The 1,750-nt window shown below is 57.3% G+C and carries 2 protein-coding genes; both read left to right on the top strand.

What is annotated here, in order from left to right; all coding sequences use genetic code 11:
* On the top strand, positions 1–1,239 hold a 1,239-nt coding region (locus tag ACG2LG_RS23790; protein WP_396263355.1), incomplete at its 5' end, for a hypothetical protein.
* Positions 1,240–1,403: 164 nt separating this feature from the next.
* Positions 1,404–1,750, top strand: a 347-nt coding sequence (locus tag ACG2LG_RS23785; protein WP_396263353.1) for a hypothetical protein, incomplete at its 3' end; no start/stop codon positions are given.

Below are 1,750 nucleotides of genomic sequence, written 5' to 3'. Positions count from 1 at the left end.
TACTTCTGCATCGCGGCCAACACCCGCTGGGGCGAGGAGAATCCCGAACTCAGCTACGGCACGCCCAGCAGCTACCACATCCCCTACACCGACGAGTACCTCGCCTACCTCTCCGCGGCCATCACCGACGCGATCAAGACGACGGGCATCGACGGCTTCATGATCGACTGGGTCTGGATGCCCAATCGGAAAGCAAGCAAAGGCAAATGGATTGATGCCGAGAAAGAACTCTATACCCAGCTCATGGGGGAACCCTTCCCGGGAGAGGAAAACCTTTCGAAGGAGAAGGAGCTTGCCTATGGCCAAAAAGCGATTGACCGCTGCTGGGCTGCAATTCGCAAGGCGGCGAAGGACGCCGATCCCGACTGCATCATATGGCTGACAAGTAACAGGGTGAACAGTCCTCTCGTTAAGAACTCGAACATGTACAAAGAGGTCGACTGGTTTATGGGCGAAACGGGAAGATTGGATGAGATCCTTGCTATCCAGCCCATTGTCGGTGCGGATACCCGTCTGATTACCTGCATGTCTGATTACGGCGGAAACGATGCGGCGAAAGATGTGCCGGAAGCGCTTGCGGCAGGCGTGGGTGTGTATGGCTACGCGAAGCCATCCAACAGTCGCGGCATCATCCCGCTGGATGAAATCCTCCCGAGGCAAATGAGCGAGCTTACGGGCAACCGGAAACGCATTGCGGTCATGGCAAGAAAGTACCATGGCATGTCGGTCGATTCCGTCTGGGAGGATGGAAAATTTGTGGAGCCTGATAGCCTGCCGCCACTTCGACTCGAGTTCAAGGCGCGGGGAAATGCCCCGGATACGGGCCGCGTCGACATTGAAGGGAACAAGGCGATGGTCCGCGTCAGCACGCGAGTTCAGGCCGGACGTGCTGTTCTCACCCGGGATGCCGAAACGTGGCCGGATGAGATCGAAGTGCATCTGTTGCGGGAAAACACGGGCAAGCCTGCCGCGACCGACTTCCGGGTGGCGAATGGGACGGTTGGCATCAGCATTGTTCAGCTCGAAGAGACGCAGGTCGTGGCCGGGAAGATGAAAGGCGGTATCGATCTTAATGCGACCTGGAGGGGAGGGCGCTTTTTCAACGGAGGCACCCCCGAAACGCCAATCGAGATTGATGCGGTGCAGGCAAGGACCACGGAAGAGGCGGTCGAGATCGTCCTCCCCGGGATTCTCACCAGAGGCAATCCGAAATCGATCTGCTTCGAGTGGGGGAATTGACGGGCATCTGTTTTAGTCTGTCTCAAGATTTCAATTCAGTAGAGACGCCAGAGCGAACAACCCTGGCAAATCACCAAAAACAAACCGAAGCTATCGGAATCAGGAGTCCATCCATGTCCAAGCCTTACAAAATCTATCCACTAATCATTGTGGCATCACTATCCATGTCTTTCGGCGGAAAGGCGGAGGAAGACGCAGGCAGATCCGCAGCATCGGAAATCAAGTCCTACTGCATCGATTTCAACTGGGCACTCGGTCGCAGGGCGGGCTTTGCCAAACCCGGCACCTGGGCCGAGGCCGATCCGAAAGAGCACGTTCAGTGGTACAAGGACGTCGGGGCCAACGTCATTCAGACCTTCGCCGTCTCCTGCAACGGCTACGCCTGGTACAAGAGCGACCTCATCCCCGAGCAGCCCGGCCTCAAGCACGACTTCCTCACCGAGATGGTCAAGCTCGGCCACGCCGAAGGCATGAAGGTGATGGGCTACTTCTGCATCGCGGCCAACACCCG

The organism is Haloferula sp. A504, from assembly GCF_044385805.1.
Lineage (GTDB): Bacteria > Verrucomicrobiota > Verrucomicrobiia > Verrucomicrobiales > Akkermansiaceae > Haloferula.
This window is presented reverse-complemented; position numbering and strand designations above follow the sequence as displayed.